Annotated in this window: 13 protein-coding genes; all 13 read left to right on the top strand. The window is 60.5% G+C overall.

All coding sequences use genetic code 11. The annotated features are described in order from the left end of the window. Window positions 1-66 precede the first annotated feature (66 nt). The 13 genes from Cth01_RS17885 (at window position 67) to Cth01_RS17825 (ending at window position 18,272) form a co-directional block, all read left to right on the top strand. Window positions 67-2,271, top strand: coding sequence for a TonB-dependent receptor (locus Cth01_RS17885; protein WP_045839961.1), 2,205 nt, complete (start codon window positions 67-69; stop codon window positions 2,269-2,271). A 313-nt stretch (window positions 2,272-2,584) separates the two neighbouring features. After that, the gene (locus tag Cth01_RS17880) at window positions 2,585-3,064 is read left to right on the top strand and encodes a sigma-70 family RNA polymerase sigma factor (RefSeq protein WP_045839992.1); all 480 of its coding nucleotides are present in this window, start codon (window positions 2,585-2,587) and stop codon (window positions 3,062-3,064) included. Between the two features lies 1 nt (window position 3,065). Further along, a complete protein-coding gene (locus tag Cth01_RS17875; protein WP_045839960.1) occupies window positions 3,066-4,019 on the top strand; it encodes a FecR domain-containing protein in 954 nt (317 codons plus the stop codon). 266 nt (window positions 4,020-4,285) lie between these two features. After that, window positions 4,286-6,703 carry a TonB-dependent receptor gene (locus Cth01_RS17870; RefSeq protein WP_233425219.1) on the top strand — a complete coding sequence of 806 codons (2,418 nt, stop codon included), beginning with the start codon at window positions 4,286-4,288 and terminating at the stop codon, window positions 6,701-6,703. 165 nt (window positions 6,704-6,868) lie between these two features. After that, window positions 6,869-7,507 (top strand): Crp/Fnr family transcriptional regulator, encoded by a 639-nt coding sequence (locus Cth01_RS17865; protein WP_034353656.1) that lies wholly within the window; start codon window positions 6,869-6,871, stop codon window positions 7,505-7,507. A 248-nt stretch (window positions 7,508-7,755) separates the two neighbouring features. Beyond that, window positions 7,756-9,831 (top strand): sensor domain-containing diguanylate cyclase, encoded by a 2,076-nt coding sequence (locus tag Cth01_RS17860; RefSeq protein ID WP_034409605.1) that lies wholly within the window; start codon window positions 7,756-7,758, stop codon window positions 9,829-9,831. Window positions 9,832-9,986: 155 nt separating this feature from the next. Continuing rightward, on the top strand, window positions 9,987-10,919 hold the full coding sequence (locus Cth01_RS17855; protein ID WP_045839959.1) for a LysR family transcriptional regulator: 933 nt from the start codon (window positions 9,987-9,989) through the stop codon (window positions 10,917-10,919). 76 nt (window positions 10,920-10,995) lie between these two features. Continuing rightward, entirely contained in the window at window positions 10,996-12,555 is a 1,560-nt protein-coding gene (locus Cth01_RS17850; protein ID WP_034380525.1) for an ABC transporter ATP-binding protein, read from the top strand. Beyond that, window positions 12,548-13,642: an ABC transporter permease gene (locus tag Cth01_RS17845; protein ID WP_034353645.1), complete on the top strand. Its 1,095-nt coding sequence runs from the start codon at window positions 12,548-12,550 to the stop codon at window positions 13,640-13,642. The genes Cth01_RS17850 and Cth01_RS17845 overlap by 8 nt, the downstream gene beginning before the upstream one ends. A gap of 3 nt (window positions 13,643-13,645) precedes the next feature. Continuing rightward, complete coding sequence (locus tag Cth01_RS17840) at window positions 13,646-14,566, top strand: ABC transporter permease (RefSeq protein ID WP_003073332.1); 921 nt, start codon at window positions 13,646-13,648, stop codon at window positions 14,564-14,566. A gap of 52 nt (window positions 14,567-14,618) precedes the next feature. Continuing rightward, window positions 14,619-15,764 carry a BMP family ABC transporter substrate-binding protein gene (locus tag Cth01_RS17835; protein WP_003067155.1) on the top strand — a complete coding sequence of 382 codons (1,146 nt, stop codon included), beginning with the start codon at window positions 14,619-14,621 and terminating at the stop codon, window positions 15,762-15,764. Window positions 15,765-15,958: 194 nt separating this feature from the next. Further along, entirely contained in the window at window positions 15,959-17,116 is a 1,158-nt protein-coding gene (locus tag Cth01_RS17830; RefSeq protein ID WP_003067156.1) for a BMP family ABC transporter substrate-binding protein, read from the top strand. Window positions 17,117-17,297: 181 nt separating this feature from the next. Beyond that, complete coding sequence (locus tag Cth01_RS17825) at window positions 17,298-18,272, top strand: aromatic ring-hydroxylating dioxygenase subunit alpha (RefSeq protein ID WP_045839958.1); 975 nt, start codon at window positions 17,298-17,300, stop codon at window positions 18,270-18,272. Window positions 18,273-18,432 lie beyond the last annotated feature (160 nt).

Here is an 18,432-nt window from a genome sequence, read left to right as displayed (position 1 = left end):
CCCAGCCAGCAGTTCTATTAAGCATGCGGTGCAAAAACATCATGCATGTATCGACAGGAATCGGGTATGTCCAAGAACCCAGGTCTCATTTCACAAAACTCTCTGACGACTCCTCCATTTGCACGCCGGCGTAGCGTGATGTGCCCCTATGTGCTGCTGGGACTGGCCATGGGCAGTCAGCTGGCGGGAGCGGCGCACGCCCAAGTGCCAACCAGCGAGGTCGAGGCCACTCTGCCACAGGTCACCGTGCAAGAAAAAGTCGCTCCCGTCACCGCTCCCTATGCAGGGGGCCAGGTCAATTCCGGCGGTCGTGTCGGCCTGTTGGGAGACAAGGACTTCATGGAGACGCCCTTCAGCACCATCAGCTATACGGAAAAGTTCACGCAGGATCGTCAGGCACAGTCCATTACCGATGTGATCTCTGCCACCGATCCCACGGTGTTCAGCAATGGGGTTGCCGCGTCATGGAGCGAGAACTACTCGATTCGCGGTTTCTCTTCGAGCAGCTCCGACATGACGCTGGGCGGTCTCTATGGCATGGCTCCTTACTACCGCACCACGCCGGAGATGTTCGAGCGCATCGAAGTCCTCAAAGGACCGTCCGCATTGCTCAATGGCATGCCCCCTGGAGGATCAGTGGGGGGCTCCGTCAACCTGGTTCCCAAACGCGCTACCAGCGATCCCATCACGCGGCTGACTACCACCTATATGTCGGATTCGCAGTTTGGCGGCCATATTGATCTGGGGCGCAGATTTGGCGCAGACAAGCAGTTCGGCATCCGCTTCAATGGTGTTTACCGTGGAGGTGAAGGGGCCGTAAACCAGCAGGACAAGAAATCCAGGCTTGCATCATTGGGCCTTGACTGGCGTGGCGATCGAGCCCGTATCTCCGCCGACTTCTACACCAGCGATGACCGCGTGAACGGCGTGACACGCGGCATCAGTCTGGCTCCGGGGGGGGCCATTCCCAGGCCGCCCAAGCCTGAGACCTTGCTGAACCCCAACTGGTCGCATGTGCACAACCAGGACAAGGCGGCGATGGTGCGCGGTGAATTCGATGTGAGCGATCAGGTAATGGCCTACGCGGCCTTCGGCGTCAGCAAAACCGACTATGAATACAACGGTGCGATGTCGGCTCAGGTGCTCAACGCAGCGGGCGATTTCAAGACCGCCATGGGACAACTGGCCTTCGAGCAGAAAAAGCGTTCGGCTGAAATTGGTCTCAAGGGAAGGCTCCAAACCGGAGCCATCAAGCATCAATGGGCGCTCAATGCAACGCACTATGCTCACAAGCAGGATGACTATGGTCGCCGCAGCGTGCCGGGTGCAGACTGGACCACCAACCTCTACAACCCGGTCTGGGGACCGGAAGCGCCCTTTGTTGCGCCGCACATCTCGCACACCGAGGTGCGCCTGAGCAGCTATGGCCTGGCGGACACCATGTCATTTGCCGAAGATCGTGTGCAACTCACCCTGGGGGTGCGCCGCCAGCAAGTGGTCAGCGACGCCTTCAGTATCACCACCGGGGCGCGCACTTCGCGATATGACCAAAGCGCCACATCGCCTGCTGCAGCATTGCTGTTCAGGGCGACGGAGCATGTTTCGGCCTATGCCAATTACATCGAAGGCCTGAGCCAGGGCGCAACCGCACCAATGACCGCGGCGAATGCGGGCGAAGTGTTTGCGCCTTACAAGACCAAGCAGAAAGAAGTGGGTGTCAAACTTGATCTTGGGGAATTCGCGCACACGCTCAGTCTGTTCGAGATCACTCGTCCCAGCAGCTATACGGACCCGGTCACCAATATCTTCTCGTTCGGCGGAGAGCAGCGCAATCGCGGCGTCGAATGGGGCTTCTGGGGATCGCCGCTGCGTGGCGTACGCCTGATGGGCGGGATTGCCTACACCGCGCCCAAGCTGACGCAGACCGCAGCCGGCGTCAATCAGGGCAAAGTCGCCACGGGTGTACCCAAGCTGCAAGGAAAATTGGGTGCTGAATGGGATGTTCCTGCCATTGCCGGGCTGACTGTTACGGGTAATGCCACGGCGGTGTCCAAGCAATACATCAGTGCGGACAACAGCCTTTGGGCGGCAGGTCGTGTGACCTACGACCTCGGTGCACGCTATGCAACCAAGGTCGCCGGCAACCCAGTCACGTTTCGTGCGACGGTGCTGAACGTTTCCAACAAGGCCTATTGGGGCATGCCACTGCTGTCCAGCTTGGCACTGGGGGCGCCACGCACGCTGGCGCTGTCGGCAACGGTTGACTTCTGACGCGGGTGTGCAGGAGCTGGGCTGGAGGGGTTGCTGGAGTTTGCAGCCAGGCCTCTGGTCTTCAGGTGGATGACGCTCTTGCTAATTCAGAGCAGGTACGGATCCGAGATCCTTTGACGACGGCCGCGCAGTTGATGCATCTGCGCGGCTGCTATGACTCTTGGCCGGACCGGGTCTGGCTTGGCGGAGGGCTGTGGGGCTTTTGCATAGGTGAGAATGGGTATCATTTATGTAAAATCGTTGCATTTCCAATGCACGAGAGACTTCGGTGCCTACCCACGCCAACAGCATCGCCAGTGAAGCACTTGGCAGCATGTACACACTGCACAACCGCTGGCTGATCTCCTGGCTGCAGCGCAAGCTTGGCGACCGCTGCGATGCGGCAGACATTGCGCAGGACACATTCACGCGCATTTGGACAACTGCCAGAACGCAAGCAATCGAAGACATCAGAGAGCCCAGGGCTTATCTGACAACTGTTGCCAGGCGATTGATGATCAATCACCTGGAACGCCGCTCGCTCGAACAGGCATATCTTGCCTCCTTGCAGCTGTTGCCTGAAGCCACTGCGCTCTCGGTGGAGGCTCGAGCCATCTTGCTGGAGACTCTGGAGGAGCTGGATGCATTGCTGGGAGAGCTTCCAGCGAAAGTTCGCACTGCATTCCTGCTTTCGCAGCTCGAAGGGCTTGCTTATGAGGAGATTGCCACGCAGATGCAAGTAAGCGTGCGTACGGTCACCCGCTATATGGCGCAAGGCTTCCGGCAATGCCTGCGCGTGATGCTGGATGCCTGAAATGAGTGCAATCGATGCAAGCATTCTCGATGAGGCCGCTCAATGGCTGGCTCGCCGGCATGCATCGGATTTCAGCGAAGCAGAGCAGGCCGAGCTTGCTCGATGGCGCAGCCGCAGTGCAACTCACGAGGCAATCTGGCAACGCATAGAGCAACTGAAATTCCGAATGGATGGTGTTCCCTCGGCAGTCGGCATGGCCGTTCTGGATCGTCCACGTGCCGCAGGAAATCGCCGGCAGATTCTGCGTGCATCGGCACTCGCTCTGGCAACTCCAATGCTTGGCTGGCTCTCCTACCGCTATCTGCCATGGCATATCTGGAATGCGGACTTCAGGACAGCAACAGGCGAACGACGCGAACTGACCTTGGCTGACAACAGTCAGGTGCTGTTGAATACGGCTTCCGCAATAAGCGTTCAGTTCGATGGCAAAGAACGTCTGATCCAGCATCTTGCAGGTGAGTTTCTGGTGGAAACCGCACACCTGAGCGAATACAAGACCTTGCCCTTTGTTGTCCAGACTGCCGATGGGCGGCTGCAGGCACTGGGCACCAAATTCATCGTTCGAAAGCATGCGCGAAGCACGACGCTGTCGGTGCTGCAAGGCGCGGTGCAGGTAATGCCAGCCCATTCCAGTCAGTCGCTTGTCGTGCAGGCTGGCGAGCAAGTGATCTTCGATGCTCACAAGGCGGGGGCCTTCACGTCGCTGCCACCCCACGCCGATGCCTGGACTCGGGGTGTGCTGTATGCCGAGAACATGCGCCTGGCTGACTTCCTGGAGGAGTTGCAGCGCTATCGCGAAGGGATCCTGCGCTGCGATCCGGGTGCTGCTGAGCTGCTCGTGTCCGGCACATTCCATTTGCGCGATACAGATCGCATTCTCGAGTTGCTGGCTCGGACCATGCCGATCCATAGGCAGCAACGCACCCGTTACTGGATCACCTTCACGCGTTCCTGACGTTTCCCGGGATCAGGTTTTCGCACGCTGTCCTCCGAAAATCAGGCCGCAGCGATGACTCTGCTAAATCGCTGTCCTGTTTTTCAATCTCGCCTGTCAAGTGCATCAAGACCCGTTTATTGACAGCCAAGAGGATTGAGCAGATGCCTGAAAAATACGTCCGGAAACTCAACAGAAACGCCAAAGCGAGGCGGCTGCGCCCGGTCGCAACGGCAGTCGGAGGAGTTCTTGTTGCCATCGTCGGCACAGCCGCTATCGGTTTGCACATGCCAGAGGCTTACGCTGCAGATCAGGTTACCAGCCCTGCGCAGAAGTCCTATCAGGTATCCGCTGGCCCGCTCGGTCCCGCACTGATGGACTTTGCAGCTCAGGCAGGCATCAATCTCAGCGTGGATCTGAGCAGACTCAAGGACAAGCGTACCGCCGGCCTGTCCGGTTTCCACACCGTCGATGGCGGTTTTGCACATTTGCTGGAAAGCTCGGGACTGAGTGCACGTCGTCTAAGTGAAGGCAACTATGCACTGGAAGTCCCGGGGACCACCAAGGCATCCATCGAACAAAAGAGCAGTGCTTCCGTGCCCGCCAGCGACCAAGGCTCTCCCGAGCTTGCCGCCGTTACGGTGATGGCACGTACCCAGAATAATCTCGTCGCGCCGTCTAGGCAGGTCAGTATTCTCGAAGGTGAAGAAGTTCAGCAACTTCGGCAAGGCTCCGACAGTCTGGCAACCATGCTCAGCAAAGTCGTCCCAGGGATGGCAGATTCCAGCCACACAATCACCGACTATGGGCAGACTCTGCGTGGCCGGAACATGCTTGTCCTCGTGGACGGCGTTCCGCTGAACACCAATCGCGACTCATCCAGAAACCTCGCCAACATCAACCCAGCGGACATCGAACAGATCGAGGTGCTTCGCGGCAGCAGCGCCATCTACGGCAGCGGCGCAGCAGGCGGCATCATCTCTGTGCGTACCAAACGCCCCTCGGGCGAGACCAAGGCAGAGACCATAGTGACGGGATCTGCACCGCTGTCCAAACTCAGAGGTGCCGGGCTTGGAGCCGAAGTCCAGCACTATCTTTCTGGCGGCGGCGATGTGGTCGACTATTCCGTCAGCCTGGGCGCAAAGCATGTCGGAGGCTCATTCGACGCCAAGGGGCGCCGCATTGCACCAGAGCCCAGCCAGGGAGACTTGTTCGACTCCAATATCTACAACGCGTCGGCCAAGCTCGGCTTCAAGCTGGACGCAAATCAACGGCTTCAATTCTCCGCGAGCCACTACAACGCCAGCCAGGACACTGACTATGCATCCGATCCGTCAGTGGCCCGCTTGCCCGCAGGTACGGCAGCCGCCAGGCCTATCAAGGGCTTGGTACTTGCAGATCAAAACCAGATCAAGAACACCATGCTGGGTCTTGACTATGAGAACCGCGATCTCGCAGGCAGCGCCGTGGCGGCTCAACTCTATTACCGGGATTTTTATACGCGCTTTGCGCCCTTCGATGCACGAGCCGTTCCTGTGCGAGGCGCCAACGTCGATCAGTCCATGCAGAACTCCGATGTGTTCGGTGGTCGCCTGACCATCAAAACACCTCTCGGACAAGAGAGGAACACCTTGCTGATCTGGGGGGCGGACTTCAATCACGAGCGCACCGACATGCCGATCGATATCTTTGATCCCAAGGCCTATGACGCCAGTGAAGGTCTGGTGTTCAACAAGATTGGCCGCCTGATCTATATGCCCCAGGTCACGACCCGAAGCATTGGCGCCTTTGCCCAGCTGCAACACAAATTCAACGATCAGTGGTCTGTGGAAGGCGGAGCGCGCTACGACCGAGCTCAGGCCAGCTTCAACGACTTCACCCCTTTGTCGCAATCGAAATTGCCCAGTCCCCAGTCCGTCTCTGGCGGTACCGTTAAATATGGCTCATGGTCTTACAACCTGGGCACGGTCTTTGCGCCTACCAAGGGTCACGAGTTCTATACGTCCTACAGCCAGGGCTTTGAGCTACCGGATATCGGGGTCGTGGTACGTAATGCCACAGCGGGCTTCAACATCGGCAACTCCAACCTGCAGGCCGTCAAAACAGATACCGTGGAAGTCGGTTGGCGCGGCAAGTTTTCCAACGTCATTGCCAACCTGGGAGCCTTTCAATCGAGCTCCGACCTCGGTGCCGTGCAGAGCTTCAACAACGGACTCACGCTGCTGCGAACCAAAGAAAAAATCAGGGGGATCGAAGGCGGCCTCGATTACTTCAGCGATGATGACCGCTGGAGCAGCGGTGGGAGCTTTACCTGGATGAAAGGTCGTGAACTCCCGCAGGGCTCAAGCCTTTATCAGGACATGACGGGCTATCGTATTCCGCCCCTCAAACTGACTGCCTATGTGGAATACCGTCCCAATGCCAGCTGGAGCCACCGTATCCAGGCAAGCGCATATGCCTCCAAGGATTACCGCCTGGATGGCAAGACCAGCTTTGGGCGCCATGACACCAAAGGCTACACCACAGTGGACTTGATCAGCCAATGGAAAATCGACTCCAAGAACCGCGTATCGCTCGGTGTGGAAAACCTGCTCAACCGCAACTACTTCCCGCTATACAGCCAGCTGCTTCGCAATAACAACAACACCAGCCGCCTCCCTGCAGCGGGCACTGTGTTGCGAGTCAGCTACGCACACACTTGGTAGATGCCCGCCATACAAGCCGATCGACGAATGGCGATGATTTGCGACAGCAGCGCCTGATAGGTGCAAAGGGCCGCAGTTTCGACTGCGGCCCTTTTTGCTGCTCGGCCCGGCTTGTTGACTTGGCTCAATATGAGCTGGGGCAAAGCCCGGCACAGTGTGGCGCATATGTTCACCATGCCCTCCATGTCGCAAATCGCTTCCACGTTTGGGCAGCCTGAGAGCTTTGCTCCAGGCTCTTGGCTCAGGCAACGTCGCCAACCCCTCGATTCGGTGCTGTATCTGGAAAGCGGCAGCGTGATGCTCGGGGTCGGGCAGGATTCGGCCATGCGCCATCAACTGGGGCAGGTGGAAGGGCCGACCTGGCTGGATGCCGCTTTTGCGCTGCAAGAGCGTCCTTCCTGCCTCGATATGCAGGCGCAGACGGCCGGGCGCATCTACATCATTCCTCTGGCGCGCTTTCTAAGCTCTGTGGCGGAGCTTGCACCCGCCGTGCAGCACTTGCTCAAAGATCTGGCCAGGGCCTATTGCTCGCAGACCGAGCTGGCGGTCAGCCGCCTGGCTCAGGACGCCGAAGCTCGCTGCGCCCAGTGGCTGCTGAACCATGCGAGCCCGGGAGGAAATGACAATGCCCTGCATGTCACCCTCAAGGCACGCAAACGCCTGATTGCAGCGCAACTGGGTATTGCGCCGGAAACATTCTCGCGCGTGCTCCGACAGTTGCGAGAGCATGGGCTGATTGCCGGGCGAGGCAATGTCATTGAATTGCCCAAGCCCGGCGCACTGGAGGTGCTGGCGCTGGGGTAAATACCGGGCCGGGTTGCAGGCCATGCAGCGCTTGGCTTCTGCTCTGAGCAGGAGCTTGCGGCGTAGCATTTGTCGACAATCTCCGGGGTTTCCTCTCGTTGGGTTGCAGACATCGGCTCTCTATATTGAGGCCCATGTCAGATGCTGTCTTCTCCCTGCAAGCAGAGCCGCCATGGGTTGCGCCGTCGCAGCCAGAGGAGGTTGCTGCCGCGCCACAGTCTGGGCGAATACGCAGAGGCCCAGGCCCCATGCTGCGCAGCATGGTGCTTGTTGCCATGATTGCAGTGCTGCTGGCTGGAGCTGGCGCTGCGGGCTGGGTGGCTTATTCACTGCGCCGGGCGGTCATGGACGGAGCGCTGCCGGCGCAGACCAAGGCGTTGGAATACGCGGCTCGTTCGCTGGCCTTCAGAGTCGAGCAGCAGCAAAAGCCCCTGCATAGTCTGTCCTCTGTGCTGGCGGGCCATATGCATGATTCTCCGGAGTCACTGCAGGCCATGCTCAAGCAGCCCACATCCATGGCACAGCAGTATGAGCAACTTCAACTGGCTGATGGAAAAGGGCAGTTGCTGGTCAATCTGCATCAGGAGCAGGCGCTGGCCGCAGAACAGCTTGAAGAGCCGCTGCGTGAAGTGCTCAAGCGTTCGTTGGCTGAGGGCAAGCCGATCACCCAAGCCTGGGTGCGTGCCGGTGATGCGGGCCTGCAGCTGGAGTTTCAGAATGTCGTGCCGGTGCGTGATCTGCAAGGCAAGTTGCAAGGCGTTCTTGGCGGCAGCTACCGGACGCCTTTGTCGGTGTTGTTTTCGCTGGAGGTTGCCTCTGCCGAAGCGGGTAGCCAGTTGCTGCTGATCGACCGTGATCTGCGTCCGCTGGCTCTCAGCAGCAAGGGGCAGTGGCAATTGCCCCCTGCCTTGGGAGATGCTGCGCTACCTCGCGGGCTGGATCAAGCCTGGCTCAAGACGGCACAGACCGGTGCGGTCAGTGAACAGAGAAATAACCAGCTCTGGAGCGCCATGCCGCTGCCTTGGGCGCAATGGACTCTGCTGAAGGTCAGCAACGTTCAGGAATGGGTGCCGGGAGTCTCGGTCAAGATGATGGGCTGGCTGGCCACGGCCCTTCTGATACTGGCTGGACTGCTTGGCGCGGTGCTTTGCCTGATCGCCTATCCGCTGACGGCCTTGTTCCGCTCGGCAGAGCAGGCTTCTCGACGCGGGCTGATGTTGGAAGTGGACTTGGGCAGCCGGGGGGACAACTGGTGGCATGGCCTGTCCGATCATGACTGGGGAGAGGCCCAGACCCTGCGCACTGCCTTGCAGGCCCTGGGCGGTGGATATGAGGCGCATGGCGAGCTGGAGCGTGATTTGCAAATGCAGTTGCAGACCTTGATGGACTATGCCCCCGTGGGTTTGATCGTGACGCATGGCTCGAAAGTGCAGCGTGTGGGCATGCAGGCAGCCAGAGTACTTGGCTATCAGCCTCAGGAAATGCAGGGCCTGGCTGTGCGTGATCTGTGTGCCAGCGATGCCGACTATGAGGATCTGATGGGGCGGGTCCGGCGGGCTCTGGATACTTACGGACAATTTGATAGCGAAGTCTGCTTGGTACGCAAGGATTCAAGGCCGATATGGGTGCGAATTCACGGTCAGAGCATGCAGCGCATGCACAGGGCCTGGGAGCAGTCGGGCAAGGCGCTGGATGGTCAATACCTGGTCTGGGAGCTGGAGGATGTGACCACGCAGCGGCAGTTGCGCGAGCAATCGAGCTGGAAAGCCATGCACGATCCCTTGACCCGTCTGCCCAACCGAACGGCGTTTGCTCTGCGGCTCAAGGAATGGCTGCGCGAATATACGACTCCAGACTATCTGGAGAGCCTGGGCGGCGCGAATGTGATCGCCCGTTCGCAGAGCGAGCCCAAGGCGCATGGCATCGTGCTGTATGTGGACCTGGACCACTTCTCCCAGGTCAATCGCCAGGGCGGGCGTGAAGTGGGTGACGAGGTGCTCGGCCATATCGCCCGATTGATCGAATCAACGGTACGCCCTCATGGCTGGGTGGCCAGGGTAGGGGGCGATGAATTTGCCATTCTCATGGCCGGAATCAGCCGGGAAGAGGGAATGCGCCATGCGCAGCTGCTGTGCATGGCCATCCAGGACTGGGAGGGCTCCTACCAGGGGCAGCGCTATATGCTGAGTGCCAGCATCGGCATGCTGTTGCTGGATGCCAGCTACCACACGGCGGCCAGCGCCTTTAAGGGGGCCGATATGGCCTGCTACGCCGCCAAGCGCAAAGGGCGCAACCGTGTGGAAGTGATGACGGCTGCGGTCTGAGCCGGATTGCGCATGCTGAATTCAAGGCAGATATGACAGCCTAGAGGGCAATCCCTTGGCTGCTCAAAGGGGCTGACTGAGTTACGCTCTGCGGCTGCTTTGTATACAAAATGGATGAGGCTGGCCGTGCCAAAGCGCCCGGATGGCCGTGACCTATGCGTGACCAGACCTTGTTCGACAAGATAGATTTGCACCTGATCAGGGTGCTGCACACGGTGCTGACGGAGCGCAGCGTTTCCAGGGCAGCGCTGCGATTGGGCATGCACCAGCCGGCGGTGTCTGCAGCACTGCGGCGTCTGCGCGAGCTCGCTGGCGACCCTTTGCTGGTGCGCTCCGGGGCACAGATGCAGCCTACCGATGTGGGGCTGCGCATGGTGCAACCCTCGGCAGACATTCTGCGTGCGGCCGAGGGGCTGTTCAGCGATGCGCGGCAGTTTGACCCGCGCACCTCGACTCGTACCTTCCGCATTGCGGCCAGCGACTATCTGGATCCCCAGTTCCTGCCGCGGCTGATGTCGGCCATGAAGGCACAGGCCCCGCATTGCCCGGTGGACTTTCTGCCGCTGAGCGCCGAGGCGCATTACGAGGGGCAACTGGCCGATGGCGAGATCGACGTCGTCATCGGAAACTGGCCGCAGCCACCGGAAGGCCTGCACATGGCCAAGCTGTTCGAGGACGAGGTGGTCTGTCTGGTCAGTCCCAAGCATCCGGCAGTGCGCAGGGGTTGGGATGTACAGCAATGGCTGCAGGCCGAGCATATTGCGCCAACCCCGGCCTATCCCGGTGCCCTGGGCGTGATAGACGAACAATTGGCAGACATGGGCTTGAGCCGCCAGGTGGTGGCACGCTGCGCGCATTTCAGTCTGATTCCCGACATGGTGGCATCAAGCTTGCTTGTCATGACCTCGGGCAGATTGTTCTGTGAGCGTTTCAGCGAACGTCTGTCCCTGGCCATACTGCCTTGCCCCGTGGAATTCCCTCCGTTGGTCTATTACCAGCTCTGGCATGCGCGTTCGCATGCCGGAGCCGCCACACGCTGGCTGCGAGAGGTGGTTCGCAACGTTGCACTAACGCTGCGAAATCAATAGCTTGTATCGTATTCCTGTTCAGCGCATAGAGCCTGTTTGAGTCAATTTGTTATTTGAATTGAGAGACAATCCAGCGATGAATCCCCCCCCGACACATTCCCCATCTGCGAGTGCACCTGCGCGTTTGCAGCTGGAGGGTATTACCAAGCGGTACCCGGCTGTGGTTGCAAACAGCAAGGTATCGCTGAAAGTTAAGCCCGGCGAGATCCACGCCATCCTGGGCGAAAACGGCGCTGGCAAGTCCACGCTGATGAAGATCATCTACGGTGCGGTCAAGCCTGATGAGGGAGCCATCCTGGTCGACGGCAAGCCGGTGCAGATCCGCAATCCGCAGGAAGCCCGGGCACTGGGCATTGCCATGGTGTTCCAGCATTTCAGCCTGTTCGACACGCTGACCGTGGCCGAGAACGTCTGGCTGGGCCTGGACAAGAGCATTGCACTGGCCAAGGTGATCGAGAACATTCAGGCCACGGCCCGCGATTACGGGCTGGAGGTGGACCCGCATCGTCCCGTACACACGCTTTCCGTCGGCGAAATGCAGCGCGTGGAAATCATCCGCGCCCTGCTGACCAATCCCCGCGTGCTGATTCTGGACGAGCCCACCTCGGTGCTCACGCCCCAGGCCGTGGAGATGCTGTTTGTGGTGCTGCGCCGCCTGGCCGCGGAAGGTTGCTCCATCCTCTATATCAGCCACAAGCTGCATGAAATCCGCTCGCTGTGCACGGCTTGCACGGTGTTGCGCGGCGGTGTGGTGACGGGAGAGTGCAACCCGGCCAACGAGACCAATGCTTCGCTGTCGCGCATGATGATCGGCTCGGAGCCGCCGGAACTGGAGCACCGCAGTGCAAATACCGGCGATACCGTGCTGCGTGTACAGGGCCTGTCGCTCAGAAGCCAGGATCCTTTTGGTGTCGATCTGCAGAGCATTGCTCTGCAGGTGCGTGCGGGCGAAGTCGTCGGTATTGCCGGCGTCTCCGGCAACGGCCAGAAAGAGCTGATGTATGCGCTGTCCGGCGAGGACACACGTTCCGAGGCAGAGGCCGTGCAGTTGCTGGGCAAGGGCGTGGGACGCATGGGGCCTGGTCGGCGCCGTGGCATGGGCCTGCATTTTGTGCCCGAAGAGCGTCTGGGGCGCGGAGCCGTGCCCAGCATGGGCCTGGCCCACAACCTGTTGCTGACGCGCAAGACTGCGGTGGGCAAGGGCGGCTGGATTCGCATGGCGGCTCTGCAGGCGCAGGCGCGGGACATCATCGGTCGCTTCAACGTCAAGGCCGGGGGCCCGAATTCGGCCGCGCAGTCGCTGTCGGGCGGCAATCTGCAGAAGTTCATCGTGGGTCGTGAAATTGATGCCAAACCGCGTCTGCTCATCATCTCTCAACCCACCTGGGGGGTGGATGTGGGGGCTGCGGCACAGATTCGGGGCGAGATTCTCAAGCTGCGCGACCAGGGTTGCGCCGTGCTGGTGGTCAGTGAGGAGTTGGACGAGTTGTTTGAGATTTGTGACCGCCTGCATGTGGTGGCCAAGGGCCGCCTGAGTCCTTCGGTGGATAGAGCGGCTGCCACGGTGCAGCAGATTGGTGAATGGATGAGCGGCCTGTGGGATGCGGCAGTCGTGCAGGGAGGTGCCCATGCTTAAGCTGGAACAACGCCCCCAGGCATCGAAGTTCTGGACCTATGGCTCGCCGATTCTGGCCTTGCTGATCACCGTGCTGGTAGGGGTCTGCCTGTTTGCCCTGCTGGGCAAGGATCCGGTCAAGGGCTTGCAGGCCTTTTTCTGGGAACCCATCAAATCGGGCTATGCCCTGGGCGAGCTGGCCGTGAAGGCCACGCCTTTGCTGCTGATCGCGCTGGGGCTGGCCGTATGCTTTCGCTCCAATGTCTGGAATATCGGTGCCGAAGGCCAGTTCGTCATCGGGGCGGTGGCTGCGGGCGGCATTGCCTTGCTGGCCGACAAGACCACCGGTCCCTGGATCGTGCCGGCCATCCTGATCGCCGGCATGCTGGGCGGCATGCTCTGGGCGGGCATAGTCGCCTTGCTGCGTGACCGCTTCAACGCCAACGAGATTCTGGTCAGCCTGATGCTGGTCTATGTGGCCACGCTGGTACTGGGCTATCTGGTCTATGGTCCCTGGAAGGACCCCATGGGCTACAACTTCCCGCAGACCAAGAGCTTTGAGCGCGTCACGCAGATTCCTCGGCTGGTGCAGGGCATGCGCATGAATATCGGCGTCATCATCTCGCTGGTGGGGGCCGGTCTGCTGTGGGCATTTCTGTTTCGCACGCGTGCAGGTTTTGCCCTGCAGGTCGGTGGCCTGGCGCCGTCGGCGGCACGCTATGCCGGTTTTTCCTCGCGCAAGGCGCTGTGGACGGCGCTGCTGATCTCCGGCGCCACCGCCGGTCTGGCGGGGGCACTGGAAGTCGCTGGCCCTCTGGGTCAGCTCACGCCCTATGTGCCCGCCGGCTACGGCTTTGCGGCCATCATCGTGGCCTTTGTGGGGCGCCTGCATCCTGTGGGCATGATTTTCTCGGCCATTCTCATGAGCATGTTTTATATCGGTGGCGAGCTGGCGCAGTCGCGTCTGGGCCTGCCCAAGGCGCTGACCGGCGTCTTCCAGGGACTGCTGCTGTTCGCGCTGCTGGCCTGCGACACGCTGGTGGCCTATCGCATCCGCTGGGTGGCAAAAAAAGCCGGCAGCGCCATTTCTGCAGTGAAGGGAGCCTGATCCATGGAATCCTATGCACTGCTGCTGGGCTCCACCCTCAGCGCCGGCACTGTTCTGGCGCTGGCGGCCCTGGGCCTGCTGATCAATGAAAAATCGGGCATCGTCAATCTCGGTGCCGAAGGCATGATGCTCTGCGCTGCCATTGCCGGTTTTGCCGCTACCGTGCACACCGGCAATACCTGGATGGGCTTTGGCGCGGGCATGCTGGCAGGGGCCTTGCTGGCCGCCATCTTCGGGGGACTGGTGATCTGGTTCAACACCAACCAGTACGCAACCGGTCTTGCGCTGTCGCTGTTCGGCGCGGGCTTCTCGGCTTTCGTGGGCCTGGGCTATGTGCAGGCCAAGCTGCCAGAGCTGCCCAAGTACTCCATCCCGGGCCTGGCAGATCTGCCGCTCGTGGGCCCGGCCTTGTTCACGTTGCACCCGCTGGTCTACGGCGCCATCGTGCTGGCCGCCCTGATGGTCTGGTTTCTGTACCGCACGCGTGCGGGTCTTGTGTTGCGTTCGGTCGGCGAGTCGCCCTCGTCGGCCCATGCCCTGGGCTACCCCGTGCGCCGCATCCGTCTGATGGCCGTGATGTTTGGCGGTGCCATGTGCGGTCTGGCGGGGGCCTTCATCTCCGTGGTCTACACGCCGCTGTGGGTGGAGAACATGGTGTCGGGTCGAGGCTGGATTGCTCTGGCGCTGACGACTTTCGCGACCTGGCGACCGGCCCGCGTCCTGCTGGGCGCCTATCTGTTTGGCGGCGTGACCATGTTGCAGTTCCATCTGCAGGCCACGGGGGTCCAGGTGCCCAGCCAGATTCTGTCCATGCTGCCATATCTGGCCACCATCGTGGTGCTGGTACTGATCTCGCGTAATCCGACCTGGATTCGAGCCAATATGCCGGCCTCCCTGGGAAAACCCTTCTACCCTGGAGCGTGATGCCCAAATGTGGTGCAATCCGCTTTTCAAAAATAACGAGAGGACAACTTCGATGACAACTCTGGGCAAACGCGCTCTGATCAAGATGATCGGCCTGACGGCTGTTTCCATGGCTGTGCTGACCGCTTGCGGCAAGAAGGAAGAAGCACCAGCGGCTCCTGCCGCCGCACCTGCGGCTGCTCCTGCTGCCGACAAGCTCAAGATCGGCTTCATGTATGTGAGCCCCATCGGCGACGGCGGCTGGACCTACCAGCACGAGCTGGGCCGCAAGGCCATCCAGGAGAAGTTCGGCGACAAGATCGAGACTTCCATGGTCGAGAGCGTGCCAGAGTCTGCCGATGCCGAGCGCGTGATGCGCGACATGATCGGTCAGGGCAACAAGCTGGTCTTCGCCACCAGCTTCGGCTATCAGGACTTTGTGCAGAAAGTCGCCGCCGACGTCAAGGATGTGAAGTTCGAGCACGCCACCGGCTACAAGACGGCCGACAACGCAGCCGTGTACGACACCAAGACCTTTGAAGGTGCTTATCTGGCTGGCATCGTGGCGGGCGCCATGACCAAGACCAAGACCGTGGGCGTGGTGGCTTCGGTACCAATCCCCGAAGTGGTGCGCAACATCAACAGCTTTGTGCTGGGCGCCCAGAGCATCGACCCCTCCATCAAGGCCAAGGTGGTCTGGGTGAACGAGTGGTTCGCTCCTCCCAAGGAATCCGAAGCCGCCAACAGCCTGATCAACGGCGGCGTGGACGTGATGTACCAGAACACCAATTCTCCAGCCGTGCTGAAGACGGCCGAGGAGCGCGGTGCCCGTGCTTTCGGCAAGGACGGCGACATGAGCGGCTTCGCGCCCAAGGCTCATCTGGGCTCGGCCGTGATCGACTGGACTCCCTACTACAGCAAGGTGGTGGAAGACACGCTGGCAGGCAAGTGGCAGACCGGCAACTTCTGGTGGGGTGTGAAGGAAGGCGCCATCGACCTGAAGAAGATCGCTGACGACGTGCCCCAGGAAATCAAGGACAAGGTTGAGAAGGCTCGCGCCGGCCTGAAGGACGGCTCCTTCGCCGTCTGGACCGGTCCCATCAAGGACAACACCGGCAAGGAACTGCTGGAAGCCGGCAAGGTTGCCGATGACGCCTGGCTGCGCAGCATCAATTTCTATGTGAACGGTATCGAGGGCAAGGTGCCCGGTGCCAAATAAGCACTGTTTGCGGGGCGCCTGACCAGCGTCCGATCAAAGGCCCCTAGGGGCCTTTCTTTTTGCGCTGTCGTTTTCAGGATACCTATCTGCAATTTGGCGCAGTTTATGCATATATTGCCCAAGGTGTAACCGGTATCCATGGGCTTGCGCTCCTGTCGGTTTCAAACCTCACTCTTTGTTCCAAGGAAACTTTAATGACTGATTTGCACAAGCGTTCATTGATCAAGGTCGCCGCACTGACGGCTATTGCCTCGGCCGCTCTCGTGGGCTGCGGCAAGAAGGAAGAAGCAGCTGCGCCGGCAGCAGCCCCCGCTGCCGCTCCTGCGGCCGCTGCTCCCGAACCTCTGAAGATTGCTTTTGCTTATGTCGGCCCGGTGGGCGACGGTGGTTGGTCCTTTGCCCATGACCAGGCCCGCAAAGCCCTGGAAAAAGAGTTCGGTGACAAGATCAAGACCAGCTATGTGGAGAGCGTGCCCGAAGGTGCCGATGCCGAGCGCGTGCTGCGCGACATGGCTTCACAGGGCAACAAGCTGGTGTTCGGTACCACCTTCGGCTATATGGACGTGATCCAGAAGCTGGCCCCCGAATTTGCCGATGTGAAGTGGGAACACGCCACCGGCTACAAGACCGCCGCCAATGTCAGCACCTATGACAGCCGCACTTACGAAGGTGCCTATCTGGCCGGCATCATTGCCGGTGGCATGACCAAGTCCAACACCCTGGGCGTGGTGGGCTCGGTGCCTATTCCCGAAGTGATCCGCAATATCAACAGCTTCACCCTGGGCGCCCAGTCCGTGAATCCCAAGATCAAGACCAAGGTGGTCTGGGTCAACGAATGGTTCAGCCCTCCCAAGGAGACCGAAGCTGCGACCAGCCTGATCAACGGCGGCGCCGACATCCTGTTCCAGAACACCGATTCGCCGGCGGTGCTGAAGACGGCCGAGGAAAAGGGCAAGCGTGCCTTCGGCTGGGATTCGGACATGACTGCCTATGGTCCCAAGGCTCACCTGGGCTCGTCCATCATCAACTGGGCGCCTTACTACATCGACTCCACCCGCAGCGCGCTGGAAGGAAAGTGGAGCAGCCGCCAGACCTGGTGGGGCGTCAAGGAAGGCGTGATCGACATCGTTTCACTGGCTGACGACATTCCAGCCGACCTCAAGGCAAAGGTTGAGGACGTGAAAAAGGGACTGAAGGAAGGTACATTCACCATCTGGAAGGGCCCTATCACCGGCCAGGACGGCAAGGAACTGATCGCTGCCGACAAGGTTGCCGATGACGGTTTCCTCAAAGGCATCAATTTCTACGTCAAGGGCGTGGAAGGCAAAGTGCCCGGCGGCGACGCCAAGTAAGCACTGCGGATCAGGCATCGCGCCGCCTCGTCGCACCGATTGCGGCCTGTGGCGCATGTCTTCAAGGCAGACCCCGGGTTTGCCGGGTAGTGTTGGCTGTTAGCAGTCGTCCAGACACGACTTGCAGCGACAGGGCCGCCGCAGAGCGGCCCTTTGTATTTCGATAATGACGAGTATCCCCATGACTGAACGTACCCTCTGGCATCCTGTTGCCCAATCCTCCGAGGTGGTGAGCGCGCCGTTTTCCGTGCTGCTGCTGGAACAGCCGCTGGTGCTGTGGCGCAATACCGAGGGACTGGTGCAGTCCTTTGTGGATCGCTGCCCGCATCGCGGTGCACGCCTGTCCATGGGGCGCGTGGAGAAAGGACATCTGGAGTGCCCCTATCACGGCTGGCAATTCTCCTCCGGTGGCCAATGCGTGAAAGTGCCCGCCGTGCCCGATTTCACTCCCCCCGCATCGCAGCGCGTGCAGGCCTTCGAGGTGCAGGAAGCCTATGGGCTGATCTGGGTGCGCCTGGAGTCTTCCGACAGCCAGCTGCCCGTGTTCGCGGCCGAGACGGACGAGCATCTGCGCAAGGTGAACTGCGGGCCTTACGATGTGGCAGCCAGTGCGCCGCGCATCATCGAGAACTTCCTCGACATGTCCCACTTCGGCTTTGTGCACGAAGGCTGGCTGGGCAGCCGTGACGCCACGGCCATTGCCACCTACAAGGTGGAGAGCACCTCCACCGGCGTGCTGGCGACGGGCTGCAAGGCCGTGCAGCCCCAGTCCAATCTGCACTCCACCCAGGCGGCCGAGGTGGAGTACACCTACGAGGTGACCGCCGCCTACACCGCCGTGCTGACCAAGATTCCCGAAGAGGGCAGCTCCAAGCAGGGCTGGCGCGAGCAGATCGGCCTGTTCATCTGCCCCGTCACCCCCGAAACCAGCCGCGTCTGGTTCCGTCTGGCGGTCGCGGACTTCGAATCGACCGATGAGCAGTTGCAGACCTTCCAGCACACCATCTTTGTGCAGGACCAGCCTGTGCTGGAGTCGCAGCTGCCCAAGGCCCTGCCGCTGGATCCGCGCGCAGAAATGCACTCGGCGGCCGACCGCATGTCGTCGGCTTATCGCCGTTTCCTGAAGGCCCAGGAGATCGCCTTCGGAACCTGCTGAGACAGGCCTGAGAGGCTTTGCCGCCTGCCCCGGCTTGGCGTCCATGCGGCTCGCCGGGAGGCCGCACCAAGGGCTTGTGGCCGCCAGGCCGAAGTCACAGACTGGTCGGGGCTGGCCATATGGCTTGAGCTGCGCCGGTTTGATAGGCTAGACATTGAAT

The organism is Comamonas thiooxydans (assembly GCF_000964545.1).
Classification (GTDB): Bacteria; Pseudomonadota; Gammaproteobacteria; order Burkholderiales; family Burkholderiaceae_C; genus Comamonas; species Comamonas thiooxydans.
Note: the sequence above shows the minus strand (reverse complement) of the source record. Positions and strands in the feature narration are given on the sequence as shown.